This is a genomic window from Microcoleus sp. B9-D4 (assembly GCF_036705105.1).
GTDB lineage: Bacteria > Cyanobacteriota > Cyanobacteriia > Cyanobacteriales > Microcoleaceae > Microcoleus.
In genome coordinates this window covers 27,667-49,686 of the sequence record NZ_JAUBTS010000017.1, presented here as the reverse complement: position 1 = coordinate 49,686, position 22,020 = coordinate 27,667, and the positions used below count along the sequence as shown (strand labels likewise).

The 22,020-nt window shown below is 45.9% G+C and carries 6 protein-coding genes and 1 pseudogene; 6 read left to right on the top strand and 1 reads right to left on the bottom strand.

Going from position 1 to position 22,020, the window contains the following annotated elements; all coding sequences use genetic code 11:
- Positions 1 to 5 precede the first annotated feature (5 nt).
- The 4 genes from QUB24_RS12870 to QUB24_RS12855 all read left to right on the top strand — a co-directional run bounded on the left by QUB24_RS12870 (position 6) and on the right by QUB24_RS12855 (position 14,981).
- Entirely contained in the window at positions 6 to 3,266 is a 3,261-nt protein-coding gene (locus tag QUB24_RS12870) for an amino acid adenylation domain-containing protein (protein WP_333153541.1), read from the top strand.
- Complete coding sequence (locus QUB24_RS12865) at positions 3,263 to 8,998, top strand: amino acid adenylation domain-containing protein (RefSeq protein ID WP_333153540.1); 5,736 nt, start codon at positions 3,263 to 3,265, stop codon at positions 8,996 to 8,998. The genes QUB24_RS12870 and QUB24_RS12865 overlap by 4 nt, the downstream gene beginning before the upstream one ends.
- Before the next feature lie 191 nt (positions 8,999 to 9,189).
- Positions 9,190 to 13,530, top strand: a complete 4,341-nt coding sequence (locus QUB24_RS12860) for an amino acid adenylation domain-containing protein (protein ID WP_333153539.1) — start codon at positions 9,190 to 9,192, stop codon at positions 13,528 to 13,530.
- Between the two features lie 59 nt (positions 13,531 to 13,589).
- A complete protein-coding gene (locus tag QUB24_RS12855; RefSeq protein ID WP_333153538.1) occupies positions 13,590 to 14,981 on the top strand; it encodes an aspartate aminotransferase family protein in 1,392 nt (463 codons plus the stop codon).
- A 60-nt stretch (positions 14,982 to 15,041) separates the two neighbouring features.
- Here the strand turns inward: QUB24_RS12855 and QUB24_RS12850 are convergent, their stop codons facing one another.
- A complete protein-coding gene (locus QUB24_RS12850) occupies positions 15,042 to 15,509 on the bottom strand; it encodes a hypothetical protein (protein ID WP_333153537.1) in 468 nt (155 codons plus the stop codon).
- A gap of 426 nt (positions 15,510 to 15,935) precedes the next feature.
- Here QUB24_RS12850 and QUB24_RS12845 point away from each other — a divergent pair, with 426 nt between their 5' ends.
- Complete coding sequence (locus tag QUB24_RS12845) at positions 15,936 to 21,428, top strand: AAA family ATPase (RefSeq protein WP_333153536.1); 5,493 nt, start codon at positions 15,936 to 15,938, stop codon at positions 21,426 to 21,428.
- Positions 21,429 to 21,543: 115 nt separating this feature from the next.
- Positions 21,544 to 22,020 (top strand): annotated as a pseudogene (locus QUB24_RS12840) (phosphodiester glycosidase family protein); the annotation flags it as partial.

Genomic DNA, 22,020 nt, shown 5'->3' with positions numbered 1-22,020 from the left:
TAGAAATGCAAAACGAAACAATCGAAGGGTTTAGACTCTCTCCACAGCAACGGCATCTGTGGGGGTTACAGCAAAATAAAAGCCAACAGACTTATCGCGTTCGAGGTGCAATTTTAATTACCGGAAATCTCGATCGAGAGATTCTTAAAAGTGCGCTGCAAAATGTCGTGAATCGGCACGAAATCCTGCGGACTAGCTTTCACTGCTTGCCTGGGATGACACTACCCCTGCAAGCGATCGCCAGCACTGGTGAAGTTCCGATCTCGGAACACAATCTGAGCGGTTTGTCTTCAAAAGAACAAGAAGCTAAAATCGCAGCGCTTTTTCAGCAACTAAACCTGCTTCCTTTTGATTTTGAGCGCGGCCCACTTTGGCAGATCTCTTTAGTCACTCTCGCCCAAGACAAGCACCTATTGCTGGCGAACTTCTCTGCCTTAATTGCAGATAGCGTCACCCTGAAAAATTTCACCCGCGAACTCAGTCTTTGCTACTGGGCCTGCGCGTGCGGGGAAGATTTCTCTGATGAGTCAATGCAATATGCCGATATTGCTGAGTGGCAAAATGAGCTACTCGAATCAGAAGAAACGGCAATTGGCAAAGAATACTGGCGAAAGCTGAACATTGAATCTTGGGATTTATTAACGCTTCCTTCGGAAAAGAAGAATTCAGAAGCGGAATTTAAGCCGCTAGTAGAAAGGGTGGAAATTCGGGGTGATTTGTTGAACAGCCTAGAAGCGATCGCCCCAAAGCACAAAAGCGATATTTCTACCTTCCTGCTAACTTGCTGGCAAATTCTCATTTGGCGGCTTACCAGAGATCCAAACCCGATAATCGGCGTAGCGATTGACGGCAGAAAATATGAAGAATTAGAACACTCTCTGGGGCTGCTGTGCAAATACTTACCCCTACGATGCCCAGTGCAAGACGAGTTAAATTTCTCACAAGTGAGGCAGCAAGTTGAGCTTAATCTCAACGAGATGTACAACTGGCAAGAATATTTTAGCAGGGAAGAAATCTTAGAAAACGAAAAAACCAGCAGCTTTTGGCCCGTCTGCTTTGAGTTCCAAGGTGAGCCTAAGAACTATGGTAATTCAGACGTTTCATTTTCCCTTGTTCGGCAAGATGCCTGCCTAGAGCCATTCAAAATCAAGCTCTCCTGCCTTCGCCTGTGCAATTCCCTAAGCGCTGAATTTCACTATGATTCCGCTTTATTTGCTGCGGCAGATATAAAGCGCTTGTCAGAACACTTTCAGGCGCTTTTAGAAAGCACAGTCAAAAATCCAGAAGTCGCTATCAGTCAGCTAGACATACTCAGCGATCGCGATCGGCTGAAACTTCTCATTGACTTTAACCAAACTCAAAAAGATTACCCGAAAAATAAATGCGTTCATCAGCTTTTTGAAGAACAAGCAGAACGCCACCCAGACAGCATTGCCGTCGTCTTTGAAAGTGAAAAAATCACCTACCGAGAACTCAACGATCGCGCCAATCAACTCGCCCATCACCTGCAAAACTTGGGAGTTGAACCAGAGGTCGTTGTTGGCATTTGCGTTGAAAGGGGGGCGGGCACGGGGGCACCGCCCCTACAGGCAATCGTAGGAATGCTGGGCGTACTCAAAGCCGGTGCCGCGTATTTACCGATCGATCCAACGACCCCAATAGAGCGTAAAGCGCTAATGCTAGAAGACGCTCAGGTGAAGGTTTTGCTCGTACAACAGCGGCTCATCGAAAGCTTGCCGAAAACTCAGGCAAATATTGTTTGCATCGATACAGACATTCCCACTGTTTCTGCATCTTACACGCCCCGTGTTTCTACAGACAATTTAGCTTACGTCATCTATACTTCCGGTTCCACTGGCATTCCCAAAGGAGTAGCGATCGAACACCGGCAACTGCTCAATTACCTGCACAGCATTCAGGAAAAATTAAACCTGCCAGCAAATGCCAGTTTTGCCACCGTTTCCACCTTCGCCGCCGACTTAGGAAATACGGCGATTTTCCCCGCCCTTTGTTTCGGGGGTTGCTTGCATATTATCTCCCAAGAACGCGCCACCGATCCAGAGGCACTGGGTGAATATTTCAGCCGCAATCCCATCGACTGCCTCAAAATAGTTCCCTCTCACCTAGCCGCCTTTTTAAATTCCTCTCAACCCAAGTCAATTTTGCCTGGTAAACGGCTTATTTTAGGAGGTGAATCTGCCAACTGGAGCTTAATTAAAACACTTCGCAATCTTGCTCCCAGTTGCTCAGTATTCAATCACTACGGGCCAACAGAAACAACTGTAGGTGTCCTGACTTATCAAGTCGAATTTGATAAAATTGGGTGCGATTTTGACACAGTTCCCCTCGGTCTTCCGATTGCCAACACTCAGATTTATATCTTGGATTCTTACTTGCAGTCGGTGCCCATAGGCGTACCTGGTGAACTGTACATCGGCGGTGATAATTTGGCGCGCGGATATCTTAACCGCCCTGAATTAACCGCAGAAAAATTTATTCCCAATCCCTTTGACACGCAAGCAAAGACGCGACTGTACAAAACCGGCGACTTGGCTCGCTATTTGCCCGACGGAAACATCGAATTTATCGGGCGAATTGACGACCAAGTAAAAATTCGCGGTTTCCGCATTGAATTGGGAGAAATTGAGGCGGTGCTGGGGCAACATCCAGATATCGCGCAGGCTGTAGTGGTGGCGCGGGAAGATGCGCCTGGTGAAAAGCGTCTCGTGGCTTATTTTGTTTCTAATCAGAAACAAGCACCTACCCACAAGGAAATTCGCAATTTCTTAACCTCAAAATTGCCGGAGTACATGGTGCCTTCTGCTTTTGTGATCCTCAAAAGTTTTCCTTTAACTTCTAACGGAAAAGTAGACCGACGATCCCTGCCCGCACCTGATGAAATGCGACCGGAGTTGACAGGAAACTTTGTCGCGCCTCGCACAAATATCGAGGAAGTTTTAGCCGCTATCTGGGCTGAAGTTCTCAAACTTGAAAAAGTCGGCATTTACGACAACTTTTTTGAATTAGGAGGGCATTCCTTATTAGCAACTCAAGTAATTTCCAGAGTGCGCCAAGCATTTCAGGTCGAGTTGCCTTTGCACCGTTTATTTGAGTCGGCCACTGTCGCCGATTTTGCTGTAGCGATCGCGCAAAAGCAAGCCGAACAAACAGACAGTGAAATGCTAGCGAGGGTGTTAGCAGACATCGATCAACTATCAGAAACAGAAATTCAGGAAATTATCGCCCAGCAAGGAGTCAGAAAATGAGTGATTTAATCGAACGCATCGCGACTCTTTCTCCCCAAAAGCGCGAGTTGCTGTTGCAGCGACTCAACCAGAAAAAAGAAAGCGTTTCGCTAGAAAGAATTCTGCCTCAAAGTCGAGAGTCTAACACTTTCCCTCTGTCGTTTGCTCAACAGCGGTTGTGGTTTTTTGAGCAACTAACTCCCGGCAACTTTACCTATCACATCCTCGCCGGCGTGCGTTTGACGGGAACACTCGACGCGAGATCCCTCGATCGCAGTCTCAACGAACTTGTCAAGCGTCATGAAGTGTTGCGAACGGCTTTTAAGACAATAAACGGGCAACCCGTTCAGGCGATCGCTTCAAATCTGGAATTGAAAATTGTAGAAATAGATTTGCGAGGTCTTCCTGAAACTGAACGATCTCGCGAAGTAGAACGGTTAATCGCCGCAGAAGCAAAGCTTGCTTTCGACCTATCACAAGCACCCTTATTGCGTGCCAAATTGCTGCACTTGAGCGATTCAAACTGGGTGCTGCTATTGAGTACGCACCACATCATTTTCGATGCCTGGTCAATGGGAATATTCATCCAGGAACTCGCCAGGTTTTATCAAGCCTTTTGCACTGGCAAACCTTCTCCCCTTCCCGAACTGTCGGTACAGTACGCAGACTTTGCAAGTTGGCAGCGCCAGTGGTTGCAGGGAGAAGTTTTAGAGACGCAGCTTGCTTACTGGAAAAAACAGCTTGGAGGCAATCTCCCTGTACTAAATTTGCCAACTGATCGTCCCCGCTCGGCAGTACAAACCTTCCGAGGTGCGGTGCATAAATTCACCATTCCCAAGGCGATCGCAGAGGAAATCGCCCAATTAAGCCAGCGGGAAAAAGCGACTTTATTTATGACCCTACTGGCAGCGTTTAAAACATTGCTCTATCGCTACACCGGGCAAGAAGATATTTTAGTCGGCTCCCCAATTGCTAACCGCAACCGACGCGAAATCGAGGAATTAATTGGCTTATTTGCTAACACCTTAGTTTTCCGCACTAATCTGTCTAGCAACCCGACTTTTAAAGAGTTACTGGGTCGTATGCGAGAAGTAGCTCTCGGCGCCTATAACCACCAGGATTTGCCATTCGAGAAACTGGTAGAAATCATACACCACGAACGAGATTTAAGTCATAATCCCCTATTTCAGGTATTGTTTTCTCTGCGAAATGTTCGGACGCCGCAGATAAAATTGCCTGGAGTTACGTTGAGCAGTTTGGAAATAGAACGAAAAACGGCGAGATTTGATTTAGCGCTTGACCTGGAGGAAGGATTAGAGGGTATTAATGGAACGCTTGAGTACAGCCAAGATTTGTTTGACGCTAGCACTGCACGGCGGATAGGCGGACATTTTATAACCTTACTAGAAAGTATAGCTGCTAATCCCGAACAGCGCCTTTCAAGTTTGCCAATGTTGACGAAACCTGAACAGCAGCAACTACTATTCGAGTGGAACAATACTCACTCGAATTTTCCGCAAGATAAGTGCATACATCAACTATTTGAAGCCCAGGCAAAACTGACACCGGATGCGATCGCTGTCGTCTTTGAAAATGAATGTCTGACTTACCGGGAACTGAACAAAAAAGCAAATAACCTCGCAAGTTACTTGCAAAAAATCGGTGTCAAACCAGAATTTTTGGTGGGGATTTATGTCGAGCGTTCCCTAGAAATGATTGTAGGGCTTCTCGGCATTCTCAAAGCCGGTGGCGCTTATGTCCCCCTCGATCCAGCGTATCCACCAGAGCGCCTGGGATTCATGCTGGAAGACGCGAAAATTTCCGTGTTACTCACTCAGAAAAAGCTATTAGAAACCCTGCCAAGAAATAGCGCCTCCATCGTGTTTCTGGATGCAGATTCGGAAGGCCTATCGAGCTGCGACGAGCCACTCGTGGGTTTACAAAATTCCTCCAATTTAGCCTATGTCATCTATACTTCAGGCTCAACAGGTAAACCCAAAGGAGTGCAAATTTCCCACGCCTCTGCCGTTAACTTCTTGAGTTCTATGCGCCAACAACTTGCGATCGCAGACGGAGATGTTTGGCTAGCAGTAACATCCTTATCTTTTGACATTGCAGCGCTGGAACTGTTCCTGCCTATTACAACAGGTTCTCAGGTTGTTGTAGCCAGCCGAGAAGTGGCATCTAACGGCGAAAAGCTTTTAGAAACATTAACAAATTCTGGCGCGACATTCATGCAAGCTACTCCAGCCAGTTGGAAAATGCTTTTAGCAGCAGGATGGCAGGAAAACAATCAATTAAAAATACTGTGCGGGGGAGAAGCTTTACCCCGACAACTCGCCAATCAGTTGCTTTTGCGCGGCGCTTCTGTGTGGAATTTATACGGCCCTACAGAAACCACTATCTGGTCTACTCTCAATCAGGTCGATCGCAAAGATGAATCAGTTTCCATCGGTCGCCCGATCGCTAACACTCAAATTTTCATATTAGACCGCTATTTAATGCCGGTTCCCGTTGGCGTTTTTGGCGAACTGCACATCGGCGGTGCCGGCTTATCTAGAGGCTACCTAAACCGACCGGAACTGACCGCAGAGAAGTTTATTCCTAACCCCTTTGTAGAAGACCCAATTCATGCTTCATTCATCCTTAATTCTTCATCGTTTATTCTTTCAGAACGCCTCTATAAAACCGGGGACTTGGCTCGCTATCTCCCCGATGGAAACATTGAATTTATGGGGCGCAGCGACCACCAAGTGAAAGTTCGCGGATTTCGCATTGAATTAGGCGAAATTGAAGCGGTACTCAGCCAATACCCAGCCGTGCGAGAAGCGATCGCACTGGTTCGAGAAGACAATCCGGGCGACAAGCGTTTAGTAGCTTATATCGTTGCTAACTCAGCACTCAAAACTCAAGACTCAGAACTTATTAATGATTTGCGCTCTTACCTGAAACAAAAATTGCCGCAGTACATGATTCCCTCAGCGTTTGTTTTATTGGAGTCGCTTCCTTTAACGCCTAACGGAAAAATCGATCGGCGATCGCTAAGAGCACCTGACACAAACACAGCCGAATTCGAGAGCAATTTTACCGAGCCTCGAACTCCCGACGAGCAATTAATTGCAGAAATTTGGGCGGAAGTTCTCGGTTTAGAGCGAGTGGGAATTCACGATAACTTCTTTGAATTGGGAGGTCATTCATTGCTGGCTACTCAGGCGATTTCTCGCCTGCGAGAAGCTTTTCAAGTTGAACTGCCCTTGCGCTCTCTTTTTGAATCCCCTACCGTCGCCACTGTTACCGAAAGCCTCTTGCAATATCGCGCCTCGCAAAAACTGAAAGCACCCCCCATCAAGCCTGCGTCAAGGCTGGGAGAATTACCCCTTTCTTTTGCACAACAACGACTGTGGTTTCTCGACCAATTGCAGCCGGGAAATCCTGCCTATAATATCCCAGCAGCCGTGCGCTTGAAGGGGGCGCTAAATGTAGCGGTTCTAGAGCAAACTTTTCAGGAGATTATCAAGCGACACGAAGCATTGCGGACAACTTTTAACTCGGTGGAAGGACGACCCGCTCAGGTTATTATTTCATCTTTAAATTTCACATTGGCGATCGTAAACTTAAGAGAGTTATCGCAAGCTGAACGAGAAGCCGAGGCAATGCGACTTGCCGCTGAAGAAGCGCGACAGCCTTTTGACCTAACAAAATGGCCGTTACTGCGCGTCACATTGTTACATCTTGACGAGACAGAATACCTGCTGTTAGTGACAGTACACCACATCGTAGCTGATGGCTGGTCGATGGGGGTACTGGTGCGGGAAGTGGCGGCGCTTTATGAAGCTTTCAGCAGTGGCAAACCTTCTCCCCTACCCGAACTTTCTGTACAGTACGCAGACTATGCTGTTTGGCAAACAAATTGGCTGCAAGGCGAAGTTCTCGAAGCAAAACTCGCTGACTGGAAGCAGCAGTTGGGTCAAATTTTGCCCCCGCTGCAATTGCCAGCCAAACAACCGCGTTCTGCTGTTTCTAGCGATCGAGCTGAGATTCAAGAATTTCAGCTTGATTGGCAAGTTTCAGAAGCGCTAAACGCACTCAGTCGGCAACAAAATGTCACCTTATTTATGACATTGTTGGCAGCACTCCAAACGCTGCTTTATCGCTACACAAATCAAGAAGATATTGTCGTCGGTACTGACCTAGCAAACCGCACACAAGTTGAGACAGAAGCTTTAATTGGTTTCTTTGTCAATATCCTCGTCTTGCGAACCGATATGCGCGGCAATCCTACATTTCGCCAACTGCTCGATCGCGTGCGCGAAGTGACATTAAAAGCTTACACTCACCAAGATTTGCCCTTCGACAAATTGGTTGAGGAATTGCGACCCGATCGCACCCTGAGTCAAACACCGCTCTTTCAAGTTTTATTCGTCATGCAAAATGCGCCTATGCCGAATTTAGAAATGGCGGGTTTAACTTTAATGCCGGTTGCAGTTGATAGCGGTACGGCTAAATTTGATTTGGCGCTATTTGTCTCGGAAAAAGAGACAGGAATTGTCGGCAGTTGGAAGTATAATTCCGACCTATTTGACAGAGAGACGATCGCTCAAATGTCAAATCGCTTTGAAACCCTCCTCGGCAGCATTGTAGCGCAGCCTGACAGTCGTTTAAACACTTTAGAAATACTCACAGAAGCCCAGAAACAGAAACAAGCCATGCAAGAATTAAAGCGTGAAAAAAGCAATTTTAGTAAGTTCAAAAGCGTCAAGCCGAAGCCAGTGGCATTGCCGCAAGGCGAATTGATAACAACCGACTACCTGCACCCCGACGAACTCTTTCCTTTATTAGCAAAACCCGCAGTAGCCGATGTCGATATCGCAGACTGGGCGAAAAATAACCGCGAATTTATAGAGGCAAAATTGCTACAGCATGGAGGGATTCTTTTTCGAGGGTTCACCGGCCCTGTGGTTGCCGCATTCGAGCAGTTTGCACTCTCAATTTGTTCGGAATTATTTGGGGAGTACGGGGATTTGCCACGCGAAGGAGTTAGCGGAAAAGTTTACGGTTCAACTCCTTACCCAGCAGATAAAGCTATCTTATTTCACAGCGAGAGTTCGCACCTGCACCGCTGGCCGATGAAAATCTGGTTTTTCTGCGTTCAGCCAGCGCAACAAGGCGGAGAAACGCCCATTGTTGACTGCCGTAAAATTTACCAGTTGTTAGACCCGAAACTCAGAGAAAAATTTGCCCAAAAGCAAATTATGTACGTCCGTAACTACACAGACGGACTGGATGTAAGCTGGAAAGATTTTTTCCAAACAGAAGACAAATCCGTGGTTGAAGAATACTGCCGACAAGCTGGGATGGAATTTGAGTGGAAAGCAGGAAATAATTTGAGAACTCGCAAAATTCGCCCCGCAATTGCCAAGCACCCAAAAACCAAAGAGATGGTATTTTTCAATCAACTTCCCTTGCATCACATTTCCTGCTTAGATGCGGCAACCCGCGCTTCCTTGCTCTCTGTTTTTGGAGAAGAGAACCTCCCCCGCAATGTTTATTACGGTGACGGCACTCCTATTGAAGACTCAGTAATGGAAGAAATTCAGGCAGTGTACGCGCAAGCTGCTGTTAGTTTTCCCTGGCAAGCAGGAGACATCTTAATGCTAGATAATATGCTTGCCGCTCACAGTCGCAATCCATTTATCGGTTCGCGAAAAATTGTTGTAGCGATGGGCGAAATGATCGGTGAAGCAGAGATTTAATTCCCTCTCATATCATGTCCGGTCGATTAGCCTGATTCCTGTAGGGGCGGGTTCACCAACAATATCTGCCAATAATTGACAATCTCAAAAACCCGCCCGGCCGGGATATTATGGTCAATCGATCGGGCATAATATCATCTCTTCCAGGCAAAGGTAACGAGAATAAAGTAGTGCTTTGATAAAGAGGAACAATGCAAACAATTAATGGATTTCGGCTTTCACCCCAGCAAAAATATCTGTGGCTTTTGCAGCAAGACAGCGCTGCTTATCGCATTCAATCCGCTATTTCGATCGAGGGAAGTCTTCAAACTGATAACCTCAAGAAAGCTTTAGAAAAAGTTAGCGATCGCCACGAAATTATCCGCACAAGCTTTCAGGGAAAGGCAGGGCTAAAAATTCCTATACAAGTTATCTCCGAACATAGCTCTGTTTCGTGGAAGTGGGTTAACTTAAGTGAAGTAAATCCCCAGGAGCAAGAAGCCAAACTAGAAGAGATTTTTCAGCAAGAAAAGAGCGCTTTATTCAACTTCGATCGCAATCCTGTTTGGCACTTGTCTTTAATTACACTTTCATCTGAAAGGCATATTTTACTGGTTAGTTTGCCCGCACTGTGCGCCGATAGTCGCACACTAAAAAATCTGGTTCAAGAAATCAGCCAGTGCTATGCCGCCTGCCTTCACGGCGAAGAAATTACCGATGAAGTTGTGCAATACATTCAATTTTCCGAATGGCAAAATGAATTGCTAGAAGATGAGGAAGCGGCGGAGGGCAAAGAATACTGGACTGGGCATAATTTTTCAGCGCTAGCGAGTTTAAGGTTGCCGTTTGAAAATAGATTAATTAACGCGCCAGCTCAATTTACTCCCCAAGCTTTTGAGGTCAAATTAGAGTTAGCTTTGCTGGTTCAAGTGGAAGCGATCGCCAGCCAGTACAACACCTCACTTTCTACATTCTTGCTCGCTTGCTGGAAAATTTTGCTCTGGCGGCTGATTGGCCAATCAGAGATCGCTGTTGGCGTGGCATTCGACGGTCGAAAATACGAAGAACTAGAGCCAGCGCTTGGGCTGTTTGCCAAATTTTTACCGCTGTCGAGCCAACTAACAGAAAACTTTTCCTTCGCGGAAAGCTTGCAGCAAATTCAGCAGGAAGAACGCGAAGCATACAAGTATCAAGAATATTTTTCCCACGAATATCTAGGCAACTCTTCCGGCTTTCCATTTGGTTTCGAGTTTGAGGAACAACTCGAAAAGCATTCGGCTAGTGGCGTATTTTTTTCGATTTACAAGCAGTATGCGTGCTGCGATCGCTTCAAAGTTAAACTCTCTTGCCACCGCCAAAATGACTCGCTCGCCGCTGAGTTTCATTACGATCCTATCTTCCTTGCAGACAACAGTATCCGGTGCTTGGCAGAGCAATTTTACGCCTTGGTGCAAAGTGTAGCCAGTAACCCACAAACCGCGATCGGCAAGCTCGAAATGCTGAGCGATCGCGCCCGACATCAGTTATTACTAGAATTCAACAGCACCAAAGCAGATTACCCGCTCGATAAGTGCGTTCACCAGCTTTTTGAAGAACAAGCAGAGCGATCGCCCAACAGTATAGCTGCTGTTTGTGAAAATCAGCAAATTACCTACAGCGAACTCAACGCCCGCGCTAACCAAATCGCCCATTACTTGCAGCAATTAGGTGTCAAGCCAGAGGTGATTGTCGGCCTTTGCGTCGATCGCTCTTTAGAGGCGATCGCTGGAATTCTAGGCATCCTCAAAGCAGGTGGCGCGTACCTACCACTCGACCCAGCCATGCCCAAAGAGCGCCTAGCATTGATGTTGCAAAACGCTCAGACTCCAGTGCTGTTAACCCAACAGCATCTCATCAAAAATTTGCCGGAAACTAAGGCACAGATCGTCTGCTTAGATACAGACATTCCCTCTTTTTCTCCTACTACTTTCGTCTCTGCTTCTGGTGAAAATTTAGCTTACATTATCTATACATCCGGTTCCACCGGCACCCCCAAAGGAGTCGCCATTGAACACCGGCAACTGCTCAATTACCTGCACGGAATTCAGGAAAAATTAAACCTGCCATCAGGTGCAAATTATGCCACCGTTTCTACCTTCGCAGCAGACTTAGGACACACTGTTATTTTTCCCGCTTTGTGTTCGGGTGGATGCCTGCACATCATCTCTCAAGAACGCGCAACAGATACTCAAGCAATGGCCGCTTATTTTCAGCAACATTCTATCGATTGTCTTAAAATTGTTCCCTCTCACTTAAAAGCTTTGTTGAGCGCTGATAACGCCTCGCAAATATTACCGAAAAAGCGATTAATTCTCGGCGGTGAGCCTTTGATGTGGAATTTAATTGAAACAATTCAGAAATACAATCCAGACTGCTCGATCTTCAACCATTACGGGCCGACAGAAACAACTGTAGGCGTGCTGACTTATCAGGTAAAAATGCAGGGCGATCGCATTTCCCAGACAGTTCCTTTAGGTCGCCCGCTACCCAACACGCAGATTTATTTGCTCGATTCGCACTTGCAGCCGGTTCCTGTAGGGGTAGCCGGTGAATTATATATTGCTGGGGCGGGATTGGCTCGCGGCTATCTAAACCAACCAGAACTCACAGCAGAAAAATTCATTTGCAAGTCATTGACTCAGGAACCGGAAACTCGACTTTACAAAACTGGCGACTTAGCTCGCTATTTGCCAGACGGAAATATAGAATTTATTGATCGCGTCGATCGCCAAGTAAAGCTGCGAGGTTTCCGCATTGAATTAGGGGAAATTGAGGCGGGGCTGTCTCATCATCCCTCTGTACGCGAGGCCGCCGTTTTACTTCAAGAAAATGAACCGGGAAATCAGCGTTTAGTCGCCTATATTGTTTCTCACTCAAAACCCAGCATTCAGGACTCACAACTAATTGAAAGCCTGCGTTCATTCCTCAAAGAAAAGCTGCCCGAATACATGATACCTTCTGCTTTTGTGGTTCTGAAAGCGCTGCCACTGACTCCCAATGGCAAAATAGACCGTCAAGCGCTTCCTGCACCGTCCATAGCAGCGAATTTTACAGATACGTTTGTAGGCCCTCGCACTCCCGGTGAGGAGATTCTTGCCGGAATTTGGAGCCAGCTTCTCAACCTTAAAAAGGTAGGAATTCACGACAATTTCTTTGACTTGGGGGGACACTCATTACTGATTACTCAGTTGTTAGCCAAAGTGCGAGAATCTTTTCAGGTGGAATTGCCTTTGCGCGTTTTGTTTGAAGCTCCTACTGTAGCTGGTTTAGCTGAAAAAATCGAAATGCAACAAGGGGGCAACACAGCGGGCGATCGCCCCTCGAATTTCGATATTAATGCTGAAGTTGTTTTAGATCCGGCAATTCGCCCTGCAACTCCATTGAGCGAGCCAAAAACTGAACCAGCTTGCATTCTTTTAACAGGGGCGACGGGCTTTTTGGGAGCCTTTTTACTCCGCGACCTCTTGCAACAAACTCAAGCAGAAATTTATTGCCTAGTCCGTTCTGCCGATGCAGAATCAGGCAAAAAGCGGATTCAAAGCAGCCTTGAATCCTATTTAATTTGGGATGAAAGCAGCAGCGATCGCATTATCCCAATTGCTGGAGATTTGTCTCAACCACTTTTTGGGCTTTCCGAGGAGCAGTTCGGAGTTTTAGCCAGTAAAATTGATGTCATTTACCACAATGGCGCGTTTGTCAAGTTTACTTATCCCTACTCGGTTCTCAAACCCGCTAACGTTTTGGGGACGCAGGAAGTTCTGAGATTGGCAAGTCAAAGTAAGCTAAAACCAGTCCATTTAATTTCTACGATTTCCGTTTTCTCGGCAATGGGAGAATCTGGGATTAAGGTGGTGCGAGAGGAGGATGACCTCACTCCGGGAGAGGGTCTAAAAGGCGCTTACACTCAGACTAAGTGGGTGGCAGAAAAGTTAGTAGAGGTCGCGCGCGATCGCGGAATTCCTGTTAGCATTTACAGGCCAGGTCGCATTTCTGGGGACAGCCAAACAGGGGCCTGCAATCCCAGTGACTTACTGTACAGGTTAATCGCTGGTTGCGTGCAACTTGGATGTGCGCCCGATGGTGATAAGCTGATGAACGTAGCGCCTGTTGACTATGTGAGCCGAGCGATCGTTCATCTTTCGAGGCAAAAAGAATTTCTCGGAAAAACTTTTCATTTAGTCAACACTCAGTCCTTTCAAATGAGTGAATTGCTTGGCTGGATTGGCTCAATGGGTTATCCAATCAAACGAGTTTCTTCTGAGGCTTGGCAAGCAGAAATAATCAATCGCGCTGGATATTCTCCCGATCATGCTTTGTACCCGCTAGTCGGTCTTTTTTCCGAAAAAGTTTCTGAAGCGGAAATGCCACAATCAGGAACGCTACATTTCGATTGCCAAAATACGCTAGATGGACTTGCTACCACTGACATCACCTGTCCCCAAGCGGATGCGAATCTGTTTCGCACTTACTTTTCCTATCTCGCCGATTCTGGCTTGATAGGTAGCCGCAATTAAAACCTGTAAGGGCGCAAAGCATTGCGCCCCTACCTAGCTCAATCTCTGGAGAATTCAAAATGAACGAACAATTGCACCAAAGACACATGAAAGCGCTCATAGATCGCTACACCGATCGCACAAAAACCTCTAAGAATTTCGCGCAAAAATACCGTCCGGTTCTGGCTGACAATCGGGCTTCAGATGGGTTTCGCTTTCCCGTCAAGGAGATGTTTTATCCCATTGTCGCCGAGCGATCGCTTGGCTCTAAAATGTGGGATGTTGATGGCAACGAATACATCGATATCACAATGGGATTTGGCATCAATCTTTTCGGCCATAATCCGCCCTTTATTAAAGAAGCCCTATTAGAGCAACTCGATCGCGGCGTACAAATTGGCCCACAAGCAGACCTTGCCGGAGAAGTTGCGGAATTAATCTGCGAACTGACGGGGATGGAGCGCGTCGCTTTTTCTAATACCGGCACCGAAGCAGTGATGGCAGCTTTACGATTAGCTAGAGCGGCAACTAAACGCAATAAAATTGCTTTGTTTTCGGGTTCTTATCACGGTCATTTTGACGGAACTCTCGCCGTTGTAAAAAAGATAAATGGCGATTTATGCACCATTCCAAAAGCGCCAGGAATTCTCGCTAATTTTATTGAAGATGTTTTAGTTTTGGATTACGGAAGCCCTGACTCCCTGGAAATTATCAAAGCTCATCAGCACGAATTAGCGGCGGTTCTCGTGGAGCCGGTGCAAAGCCGCCGTCTCGATTTGCAACCTAAAGAATTTCTCCACCAACTCAGACAATTAACAAAAGAATCAGAAATTGCGCTGATTTTTGATGAAATGGTCACTGGTTTCCGAATTCATCAAGGTGGCGCGCAGGCGTGGTTTGGCATTGAGGCAGATATTGCAACTTACGGTAAAATTGTCGGGGGCGGTATGCCCATTGGAGTTATCGCTGGAAAAGCTGCTTATATGGATAAAATTGACGGCGGTTTGTGGAACTACGGCGATGATTCCTACCCCCAGGTAAAAACAACAATTTTTGCCGGCACTTTTTGCAAGCACCCACTTGCTCTGGCCGCTGCGCGTTCCGTACTGCGCTATCTTAAAAGTCAAGGCCCGGCCCTTCAGCAGCAGTTGAATCAGCGAACTTCGCAGCTAGTTGAAACCCTGAATGCTTATTTCAAAGAAAATGAAGTCTCTGTCTGGCTTGTAAATTTCGGCTCGCAATTTCGCGCTGTTGCCTCGGTTGAGATAGATCCGCTACTTTTTCACTTACTCGAAAAGCGTATTTTCATATCTGAAGGTCGTAGCTGCTTTCTCTCCACCGCTCACACTAATGAAGACATCGATCGCATTATTCAGGCGGTTAAAGAGAGTATTCAAGAGATGCGCGAAGGAGGCTTTTTCCCGGTTTCTTTTCACCCCCAAGCAGAAGTTTTTTCAATCGCCAGCAAGTAAAACTCGCTAGTAAATTATTAAAGGGTTACACAGCACGCGATCGCACCCATTACTTACTATTCAGACTGCGAGCCTTTGGCTTGGTTCTACAACGAAGTTTGGGGCGAAGAACTTAGCAAGCTGGCACTTCACCTTCTGGAACAATTGCTGCTGGCATATCTTTGCCGCTTGCGATCGCAAAGCTTCAAAAAAGCCGACCCAAGCTGAAACGGAACTTCCCCGCTTTTGGGGGCGTTCGGGAGGCTGTATTTCTTCAGAGGGTGACAACGAGGCTAAAGTGCTTGCCCGCATTCGCTTTATGGCTCTCAATCCCTTCTGATAAAATGACTTTTTATTGCGAATTAAACTCTGTATGGACTCTACCCACTCCTGACAAGAGTCAACAGCGATTAGCCAAGTGTTATCATACAAACCAACCCAAAAGTTGCTAGATCTTCTTCTAGTTTTACCTATCTCTTGAATCCGACCAACATATTTCTTTTGTCCCTGAAAATTGGTTTTTTTTCCCTGTAACCAGGCTCCCGTCATAGCTAAAGCAATTAAAATCATGCTTGGCAATCAAGTGATCGGGTGATGCTTGACAACCCTCCAGATTATATCCTCCTGTTTTACAGTCTTTAAACATTGCTTCGATGCCGTAACGTTGACCGTAAACTCCGAGATCGCTTTTCAAATCAGGGTTCTTCGTTACTTACTATGCTAAATCAATAGTTAAAGCAGTAAAATCAATTGAACAAATATGTCAAAATGCCAATCAAGTCCTTGTCAGGCTTGACATTTAAGCTATAGCCTTTCTCGGTAACATGAGGTGCTCATAGGGCTCCGTGGGCATAGGGCATAAGGCATAGGCCTCCGTGGGCATAGGACTCGCCCCCATACCTCACAACGCTTGAGAAGCGCTATATTAACTCTAAAAAGCTTCTGGCTTGACAGAAACAGTAGGAATAGGTAGGTATGGCTAGCATAACAAATATTTTTCGAGGATATCAGATTAACGAGCAAATATACGCAGGCAATCGAACTCTAGTTTATCGTGGCCGTCGGTCTTCCGATCAGCAGCCCGTAGTGATCAAACTGCTGCGAAATGACTTTCCTCGCTTCCACGAACTGGTTCACTTCCGCAATCAGTTTGTCATTACTAAAAACTTAGAGATCCCCGGCACTGTCAAGGCATACAGCCTGGAGACTTACCATAACCACTATGCTCTGGTGATGGAAGACTTTGGCGGAATTTCCTTAAGTAGCTACCTCGCTAGTCTGGTGTTCGCCAGCAAGGAACCTCTGGAAGGGTTGCCCATTAACGAGTTTCTTCCCATTGCCATTCAAATTGCCAACTCGCTCGATGGACTTTATCGCCACCACGTCATCCATAAAGACCTCAAACCGGCGAACATTTTAATTAACCCTGTCAGCAAACAAGTGAAGCTGATTGACTTCAGCATCGCTTCCCTGTTGCCGCGCCAAACCCAAGAAATTCAAAATCCCAACCTCCTTGAAGGCACTTTACCTTACATATCTCCCGAACAAACTGGGCGAATGAACCGAGGCATTGATTACCGCACAGATTTCTACTCTCTGGGAGTTACATTCTACGAACTGCTGACGAGACAGTTGCCTTTCCAAAGCGAAGATCCGATAGAGTTAGTACACTGTCACCTTGCCAAGCAGCCTATTCCAGTCCATCACCTTAACAAAAGCGTTCCCTTGGTGCTGTCTGAAATTGTTAGCAAACTGATGGCGAAGAATGCTGAAGATAGGTATCAAAGTGCTCTAGGACTCAAGTTTGATTTGGAAACTTGTTTATTCCAGTGGCAAGAGACAGGAGCGCTGACTAACTTTAAAATAGGGGAGCGAGATTTGTGCGATCGCTTCATCATTCCCGAAAAATTATATGGTAGAGAGAGGGAAGTATTCTCCCTACTGGCAGCCTTCGATCGCGTGAGTGCAGGAAGCGCCGAAATGATGCTCGTGGCTGGCTTCTCAGGTATTGGCAAAACCGCCGTCGTCAACGAAGTTCACAAACCGATTGTCGCAGCTAGAGGCTACTTCATTAAAGGCAAATTCGACCAATTTGGACGCAGCCAACCCTTCTCAGCTTTTGTACAAGCTTTTCGCGATTTAATGAAGCAATTGCTGAGCGAAACAGATGCTAAAGTTGAACAATGGAAGACTCAAATCCTGGCAGCATTGGGCGAGAATGCTCAGGTAATCGTTGAGGTAATTCCTGAACTAGAACGGATTATCGGAGAGCAACCACCCGCACCAGAACTTTCGGGCAGTGCTGCCCAAAATCGCTTCAATCGCTTATTAGAGAAGTTCATTAAACTCTTCACAACCAAAGAACATCCCCTCGTCATTTTCTTAGATGACTTGCAATGGGCAGACTCAGCCTCATTAAAGTTGATTCAACTTTTGACGAGCGATCGCGATCGGCGGTATCTCTTGTTAATTGGAGCGTATCGAGATAACGAAGTCAGTCCCGTACACCCTTTGGTGCTGACATTATCCGACATTCAACAAACCGGAGCCACTGTCAACACCATTACCCTCGCGCCGCTCGATCGCTCGGAGTTGAATTGTCTGATTGCCGATACCTTAGCTTGTTCTACAACATTGGCTCTGCCCTTAACAGAACTGGTCGATCAAAAAACCCAAGGCAATCCATTTTTCAGCACACAATTCCTCAAATCTTTGCATGAAGATGGGCTAATTACCTTTGATTTTGACGAGAGGTATTGGCAGTGCGATATCGCGACAGTGCGAACCTTAGCCCTGACAGATGATGTTGTAGAGTTCATGGCGCTTCAATTGCAAAAGTTGCCACCCGATACGCAAGAAGTTTTAAAGTTAGCTGCCTGCATAGGCAACGAATTCGATTTAGCAACACTGGCGGTAGTTTGTGAAAAATCTTCGTCCGAGACGGCAGCAAACTTGTGGCCTGCTTTGCAAGCAGGGTTGATTCTCCCACTGACTGAAGTTTATAAGTTTTTTACTTCAGACGAGTTTGAATTCAGAAATCAGGATTTAGAAGGAGAAAGCAATACTTCTGACTCGTGGTTCCAGACTCCCGACTCCTGTTATTACAAATTTCTGCACGATCGCGTACAGCAAGCAGCTTACGTTTTGATTCCCGAATCCCAGAAACAATCCACTCACCTCAATATTGGTCAACTTTTGTTGATTAATACTCCAACAACAGAAAGAGAAGAGAAAATTTTTAATATAGTCAACCAGTTGAATTATGGTGTTGATTTAATTACCGAGCCAACAGAGCGTTACCAACTGGCTGAGTTGAATTTAATCGCTGGACGCAAGGCGAAGAGTTCTACTGCTTATGCTGCGGCACGCAAATATTTAAGTTTTGGCCGGCAAATCCTAGCTTCCGATAGTTGGCATACTCACTATGAAACAGCTCTCGAACTGCACGTATTAGGGGCAGAAACCGCATACCTGAGCTATGATTTTCAGGACATGGAGGAATTAGCAGCTCTAGTCCTCCACAATGCCAGAACGCTGCTGGATAAGGTGAAAGTTTATGAAATCGAGCTTTCTGCTTGTACGGCGCAAGTCAAACCCAAACAAGCCGTTGAAATGGGGTTAGCAGTTCTCAAACTCTTGGGAATCTGCTTTCCAGAAAATCCAACTCCGGCAGATATTCAGCAGGGACTAGAACAAACCGCCTCACTTTTTGCTGGCAAAAAAATTGCCGACTTTATTGATTTGCCAGAAATGGAAAATCTCCAAAAACAAGCAGCCTTGCGAATTTTATCAGGTTTAGTTTCTCCTGCCTACATCACGGCTCCACTTCTCCTGCCACTGGTTATTGTCGAAATGGTTAATTTGTCGGTTAGTTATGGGAATGCTCCCTTATCTGCTTTTGCTTACGGCTTGTATGGATTGGTATTAAGCGGGGTAGTTCAAGACATTGAAACAGGGTTTGAATTTGGAAAATTAGCGTTAAATATTGTTGATTTATTTAATGCTAATTATCTCAAAACTAAAGTATATTATACAGTCGGCGTTCACATCATACATGGTAAACATCATGTTAAAGAAACCATCCCTCTTTTAAAAGAGGGTTACGCCAGAGGACTGGAAACAGGAGAGCTAGAATTAGGATATTCTGCCAAAGAAATCTCTCAATATTCATATTTAATCGGTCGGGAAATTGCGGGACTCGAACAGGAGGTGGCGACTTACTGCAATGCGCTGGTTCAATTTAAACAAGAAGCAGCGTTAAATTATACTAAAATCGTTCATCAGGCTTTATTAAATCTGCTGGGGCGATCGGAAAATCCCTGTCAATTTGTGGGAGATGCCTACAATGAAGAAACAATGCTCCCATTTCACATCCAAGCAAACGATCGCAACGGACTCCACTATTTTTACTTCCATAAATTGCTTGTGTGTTACCTGTTTGGAGAAACCGAGCAAGCTTTAGAAAATGCTCGGCAAGCCGAACAGTATTTAGACGCGGTGACGGGTATGCTCAATGTGCCGATGTTCTATTTTTATGACTCTCTAGCACGGCTGGGAGTTTGTACCGAGGTGGGTTCATCCCAAGAGAAACAAGAACATCTGCAAAAAGTGAAAAGCAACCAGGAAACCCTTCATAAATGGGCACATCACGCCCCCATGAATTTCTCGCACAAATGTTATCTAGTGGAAGCCGAACTGTTCCGAGTGCTGGGTGAATATGTGCAGGCGATGCAGAGTTACGATCGCGCCATTTTTCTTGCTAAAGAAAACGATTATCTCAACGAAGAAGCTCTGGCGAATGAATTGGCTGCTAAATTCTACCTGGCATGGGGGAAAGAAAAAGTTGCCCAGGTATATCTAATAGATGCTTACTATGCTTATGCTCGTTGGGGAGCGAAAGCAAAAATCGACGATCTAGAACAACGCTATCCCGAAATTCTGGCTCCTATCTTCAAACAGGAGAAAGCTGGTTCGTTAGAGAAAGGTACTACCTCCCATGAGACTTCATTGATTTCTAGTCATCGCCAAACAATTGCTGGAAGTACGAGTACCACAGTAATAGATTTACCAACTGTTATCAAAGCTTATCAAGCTTTGTCTAGCGAAATTAAGCTGGAACAATTGCTCACTACCCTGATGGAAGTAGCGATTCAGAATGCAGGCGCTCAAACAGGAGTATTAATTTTGAAAGAAGAGGACAACTGGACTATCGCCGTCCACTGTAGCGATCGCCAAGGCTGTCTTCTGCAAGAAACTATTGGGATTGAGGAGAGCGAATCAATTCCCCAGACTGTGATTAATTACGTTAAACGTAGCAATAAAACCCTAGTTTTCGATGATGTCAAGACTGAATTAATATTTACTTCTGACCCCTATATTAAGCAGCACCAACCTAAGAGTATCCTATGTACTCCGATTATCCATCAAGGCAAAATGATGGCTATTCTGTATTTGGAAAATAATCTGACGACGGGGGCATTCACTGGCGATCGCGTCGCCCTCCTCAATATCCTCTGCTCCCAAGCTGCCATCTCGCTGGAAAACGCCCGCTTATATCAGCAATCTCAACAGCTTTATCAAAAATCTCAGGATTATGCCCAAAAACTGGAGCAGTCTATCCAGGATCTCAAACAGATGCAACTGCAATTGGTGCAGGGAGAAAAGATGTCTGCTTTGGGAAATTTAGTCGCAGGGGTAGCCCACGAAATTAACAATCCCGTAGGCTTTATCGCCGGCAACTTGCAACCAGCTCAAGACTACGTGGGGGATTTATTCAATTTGATTGATTTGTATCAAGAAAAATTTCCCCATCCGGGAGGAGAAATAGAAGCAGAAATTGAAGATATGGACTTGGAGTATTTGCGAGAAGATTTGCCCAAATTGATTGGCTCGATGAAGGAGGGAGTCGAGCGCATTCGCAATATCAGTACAAGTTTGAGAACGTTTTCTAGGGCGGATAGCGATCGACCAGTTTCTTTCAATATTCATGATGGACTTGAAAGCACTCTGCTAATTCTCAAGCACCGTTTAAAAGCCAGCGAGTTCCGCCCGGCCATTGAAGTTGTGAAAGAGTATGGTAACTTGCCCCTAGTGAAATGCTTTCCCGGACAGTTAAACCAGGTATTTATGAATGTACTGGCCAATGCCATTGATGCTCTGGAGGAGTCAAATAAGGGGCGCAGTTTTAGTGAAATTAAAGCCCTAGCTAATCAAATAACGGTTCAAACTGTTCTGAGCGAAGACAACAATCAGGTTTTGATTCGCATTAAGGATAATGGAGTGGGGATGTCAGTCGAAGTCAAGGAAAACATCTTTAACCACTTATTTACAACCAAGCCTGTGGGTCAAGGAACCGGATTGGGATTGTCTATAGCCCACCAAATTGTTGTGGAAAAACATGGAGGTACGTTACTCGTGAATTCTTCTTTGGGGCAGGGTTCGGAGTTTGTGATTTCTATTCCGGGGTGAGCAGTTTTTCGCAGGGCTTGAGGGCAATTAGTGCCGTTGAGTAAGAATAAAGATAGGGAGATTCCCGGTTTCTAGATACCCATGTGTTTAGAAGTGAAATTGTGAGTTGTAAGCTGTGAAACGTAATTTTTTCTATTGGCGTCTAATATTGTCAGTCTCGATTTTACCCGTACTGGCGATCGCCCCGTCTTTAGTGGGGACTCAACCCGCAAGAGCACAAGAGGGGGAGAGGGCTGGGTTGATTCATGCTTCGATAGCCCGCCAGGGAATTCATTCCCTGGCTGATAGCGAAAGTCGGTTGAAACCGACTGAAATATTGACTAATAGTCCTCTTGAGAGGACTTCAGCTATGAGACAGGGGTTGAAACCCCTGTCGGAATATAGGTTTTTGGCTCAATCTGTACCGCCATCTTCGATAATCAAACAAGGCCGCCAAGTGTCTCTAAACGACCGCATTCTCCCCCTAACTTGGACTCAGCAGTTGATGGATGCTTCCAGAGCCCGCCTGGGAATGAATTCCCTGGCTGATAGCGAAAGTCGGTTGAAACCGACTGAAATATTGACTAATAGTCCTCTTGAGAGGACTTCAGCT

Coding starts and splice junctions, on each gene's coding strand:
- QUB24_RS12870 (WP_333153541.1), top strand. CDS start 6: ATGCAAAACGAAACAATCGAAGGGTTTAGACTCTCTCCACAGCAACGG.
- QUB24_RS12865 (WP_333153540.1), top strand. CDS start 3,263: ATGAGTGATTTAATCGAACGCATCGCGACTCTTTCTCCCCAAAAGCGC.
- QUB24_RS12860 (WP_333153539.1), top strand. CDS start 9,190: ATGCAAACAATTAATGGATTTCGGCTTTCACCCCAGCAAAAATATCTG.
- QUB24_RS12855 (WP_333153538.1), top strand. CDS start 13,590: ATGAACGAACAATTGCACCAAAGACACATGAAAGCGCTCATAGATCGC.
- QUB24_RS12850 (WP_333153537.1), bottom strand. CDS start 15,509: ATGACGGGAGCCTGGTTACAGGGAAAAAAAACCAATTTTCAGGGACAA.
- QUB24_RS12845 (WP_333153536.1), top strand. CDS start 15,936: ATGGCTAGCATAACAAATATTTTTCGAGGATATCAGATTAACGAGCAA.